The sequence below is a fragment of the Paranoxybacillus vitaminiphilus genome, assembly GCF_003259935.1.
GTDB classification, from domain to species: Bacteria; Bacillota; Bacilli; order Bacillales; family Anoxybacillaceae; genus Paranoxybacillus; species Paranoxybacillus vitaminiphilus.
This window is the reverse complement of the sequence record NZ_QLMH01000046.1, coordinates 1-4,349: the sequence shown is the minus strand read 5'-3', so window position 1 is coordinate 4,349 and position 4,349 is coordinate 1. Positions and strand designations below refer to the sequence as shown.

4 protein-coding genes are annotated in these 4,349 nt (G+C 33.0%); all 4 read right to left on the bottom strand.

Features of this window, described 5'->3' with window-relative positions; all coding sequences use genetic code 11:
- Positions 1 to 321: 321 nt before the first annotated feature.
- Complete coding sequence (locus B0I26_RS17965) at positions 322 to 1,062, bottom strand: hypothetical protein (RefSeq protein ID WP_111646694.1); 741 nt, start codon at positions 1,060 to 1,062, stop codon at positions 322 to 324.
- 107 nt (positions 1,063 to 1,169) lie between these two features.
- Complete coding sequence (locus tag B0I26_RS17960; RefSeq protein WP_111646693.1) at positions 1,170 to 1,550, bottom strand: aminoglycoside phosphotransferase/kinase family protein; 381 nt, start codon at positions 1,548 to 1,550, stop codon at positions 1,170 to 1,172.
- On the bottom strand, positions 1,519 to 2,082 hold the full coding sequence (locus B0I26_RS17955) for a phosphotransferase enzyme family protein (RefSeq protein WP_181503007.1): 564 nt from the start codon (positions 2,080 to 2,082) through the stop codon (positions 1,519 to 1,521). Before B0I26_RS17955 ends, B0I26_RS17960 begins: the two co-directional genes overlap by 32 nt.
- A gap of 283 nt (positions 2,083 to 2,365) precedes the next feature.
- Complete coding sequence (locus tag B0I26_RS17950; RefSeq protein ID WP_111646691.1) at positions 2,366 to 3,388, bottom strand: hypothetical protein; 1,023 nt, start codon at positions 3,386 to 3,388, stop codon at positions 2,366 to 2,368.
- Positions 3,389 to 4,349: the final 961 nt, after the last annotated feature.

The window sequence follows — 4,349 nt, the reverse complement described above, 5'->3', positions numbered from 1 at the left end:
CAGTCTACATTCGGTATACTTTTAGACATAGGTAGGGTTCTCCTTTCTCTAAGATTTTTGGTCCAATCAGAGAATACCCTACCTTTTTTCTTTTGTTCTAGCAAAATGCTTTACACAAAATTTTATACATCATCAAGTTTATACGCGATTATTAAGTTAACTTACTGGCTTATCATTTTTTTATCCTTCACTTTATATTATGTTATGTTTAAAAACTGAATCAATCAGATACGAATCTGCTCCGTTAGCTCAACAAGAAAAAGGAGTTGTCGCAAACAACTCCCTTATTTCACTCTTGCTCCGGTTAGTTTAACATAAGAATTACCTATGAATTTCATAGTCAATTGACCACTTCTTGTTTTTATGAACCAATTTAGCAGAATATCTGGAACGCCCTATATGTCTTCTAAGTCCGTTGTACATTTCATCCATATCAATAAATTTCCCAATGGTATAGATGGGTATTTCAATTGAATTACTAGATCTCAAAGTATTACTAAAATCAATTAGTAAGCCATCAACCGCAAGAGAAAATAACACTTGTTTTAGTTCTTCAGAAAAAGCGTATATCTTCCTTCGTTTGGACGTTGATACCATCCCAATTACTTTATTTGCAATAATTTCTTTAAAATCATCTAAATACCTACAATATAATTTGCAATACCATCCATCATCATGTGCCAGATAGGCATATCTATTGTCTATTCTTTCAAAAAATGGACTTTTGAGTGGTTTAAACATATGTCCAAGATATAGCAACTCAGCTATTTCCATTGGTTCGAGTTCTTCAACGTTTTCCTTTTGATTGAAGTCCACCCAACAAAAATTACCGTAACTATATACATGCTCTTTTAAGAAATCATCCATTTCTTCTTTATCGACAATTTCAAACTTTTTCCTTGAACTGAACCCTCGACCGAAATATTCAGCTTCGAGAAGCAATAAATGGTTGATTTCTATTGGTGCATAGTTTAAAAATTCTTTCAATTCCATTCCATAATAGATAATTTCATTGGTTTCCGGAAAAGCATTGATATAAAACACATCTCTTAATCTTCGCACACTACACTACCTCTCACAGTCTTCTTTAGATAAATATTATCACTAAAACCATTTACTTGTTAGGTTTTAGTATCTAATTCTTTAGGGAGTGCTATATAAATTACTTATTAGTTAATTAAAAATATTCCTTCTTTCAACCTGCCCCGTTCAACACAAAATAAATTGTTAATACTTAATTTTCCAGCATCAGATAATAACCAGTCAATATAGGGTTTTTGTACTTTCATTTGTTCTTGTAACTCTCCAACTGGGTCTGCAACGAACGATGCAGTACATAAAAAGAATAAACTTGCTCGTGCTATAGCCACCGGCAACATTTCGACTTCAACAGGTGAAATTGGACCATAACCTTTTAAAAAGTGCTTTCCCAACTCTTCGTTATTCTTCGCATTTCGAACAGCCCAAAGAAAATAACTTATATCATGAATACGTTCTCCTTTTTGGAGGAAATCAAAATCAAGGATATATTTTACCATTATCATTGTCAAATAATACATTCCATGGATGCCAATCTGCATGAATAATTAATTTTGTTAAAGAGTTCGCCTTTGGTAACCACTGTTCCATAACTGTTTGGTAAATTTTTTCGACCTCTTTGATTAGAAATGGTTCATGTAATTCCCTTTGTTGTTCTTTCAATCTATCCATTCCTTTTTTTAACACTTCACATGATGGATAATTTGACCAAAAAGGAGTAGGAATTTCTTTTTCATCCATTAAAGCATCATGAAACTTCCTAAGTATATTGCCACATTTATAAGCTTGTTCTTTTGAAAATTGAAATGGTATCCCCTCAACAAAAGGAGTTAGTTGAACAAACCGATTATACAGTTTTGAAAAATAACTTCCTGTTTTTGTATTTAAAGGAGTTAATACAGGAATTCCATATCCCTTTAATTTTCTTAACACGACCTTTTGGGCATTAATGTGATTTTTGCAGCTTAATCCAGAATGCACACGTATGACATATTTCCCTGACGTAGTCGTTATTTTTAAATTAACATTAAATAATCCACCCAATTCTCCATCAATGCTTACTAATTCCCCAACTTGGTGATGGGTTTATTACAGTATTAAGGAATACGCACTAAACATGCTTCCTTTTTCATGATGTTCGTAGAGAGGATTTTCCCTCTCTACTATAACTTCTCGCATAACAGTGCCTTGCCGCTTATGTATGAAGGGGCAGCTGAACGGTAAACTCCGCTCCTTCTCCCACTTGGCTGCGAACAGAAATACTACCTTGATGCATGTCTACAATCTAGTCCGATCATTCATCTATAGAAACAGCAGTAATTGAAATTTATAAAACCTTTTCTCTCAGTTTTATAAATGCAGCATTTGCAAAATCTAACTCAGATTGATAATTATGAGGATGAACACCTGTTTTCGGTATCGTTTTCATGATTTCCTTATATCCGTCTAGTACATAAATCCGACCGTTTTGGATATCAGATAATGTTTTCTCAAGCTCTTTCTTTTTATAAGCAATATACTGTATATCTTCATCTTTCATTGCCGTTAGTTTTTGAAGCAATATTTCATTGGTATGGCTTTTCTCCGATCCTTCTTTAAGCTTATGAAGCTTATCATGTCTGATTTCGATTTTTTCATCCACTTTTTTCAATATCGGTTCTGACAGATAGAAGACCGAGTCTTTTAGTTCTTTTTCTTCCTTGCTTGCCAGAGCTTTTTTAATAAAATCTGATGCATAGCGGCTTTGAGATCCAAAAAGTATGGCACCTATGCCTGCTGATAAAATTCCATACTGTGGGCCAAATAGTGCAACACCAAGGGCTGTTCCTGTCATTTTTCCTAAACTTGCAAATGCAATCTTTGCGGTAGAATCAACTAAAATATTTATAACAGCTTGCTCAATTGTAAGGTCATTTCTCCATACTCTCTTTACATTTGAAGCAGTATAAATAATAAACGTAATATAAGGAATCTCAAAATCAGTTAAATCGGCTGCGTGAGAAAGCGTCTGCTTTGTTGTATTGATGACTTCTTCATGTGAAACAGAAGTAACATATACTTGAGGATTCCCCTCGAAATATTTCCCTAGTTCCTCATTAACGTAAACAGGAATATCAGGATATCTCTCTAAATGTTCTCGTACTCCTTGTGGATTAATTAAATTTTTTACTTGATATTGTTGAAATTCTTTATTCTTTTTCTGAAACTCATTAAAAGCCCAATCCACAATCTCTTGACACTTATCCTCTATTTCTTTTTTTAAATCGTATCTCCCACCTTTTAACTGTGCGATTTTTGTTAATTCTAGAAATAATGACAAATGAATTTCTTCATCTGTTTTAGATAGCAACTTTTTCGCTTCTTCTTCGAGATGTTTTGAAAAATGATTTGATTCATCAGATGATAGTAAGTCCTTAGTCTTAGTGGAAATAAGATTGAAAATGTTTGTTCGGGATTGTTACCTGAATGATTATCACAAATGCTCTTGGTCTATGAATCATACAAAAACTTCTTTATTTAAATTTAACAGTTAAAGTGACTTACACTATGTGATACATAAAGTAACATTTTACAAATAAATTCCATTTCTATATCTATACAATAATCTATATGTTCTGGTAAAATATATCAAGAAAAAACTGGAACATTTGGTATTTACTTTAATATGAGTTGTAGTCATATTTAACTATGTAGCTCTTTACTTGATCGGAATGCTCAACCTTATTACTCAAAGAAAGGAACAGAAAAGTGATTTCGCAAGTACTGATCATAAAAGACGCTCATATATTAATAGTCAAACAAATCGTTCAAAGAGGTGACATCGTGTGGAACTTCCCGGGTGAGGAATAAAGTCGGATGAAACACTAAGAGAAGCTTGTATGCAAGAAGCTTCTTTTTAAAGATAATCAAACAATTGGGGAATTTCTTCTCTTCTACTCTCATTGCTGATTTGAATCAAACGATCATAATCTGCAAACATTTTGTATAAAGCATTCCGACTGTTCTTTTGCCTAATCTTAACCTTACTTATGTCGGTTTTTCAGTCTGAACCTATATAAAAAAGAAGAAGATCAAATGACCTTCTTCTTGAATACTTTGGTGATAGACGGGATTCTACAGCCATCTTGAAAATATTGAAATTGTAGAGCGTGCCAATTTGAAACATTCGAAGAAATGGATTTTACTCCTTTTTGTCAAGCATCTTTTATATCATGGGCGTTTATTTTGAATGACGAAATGAACTTTTTATTTGGGAAAGTTTATTTTGTAAGTTTGCATGATCGCGCTTCATTTGACTAAGACGATTCGTT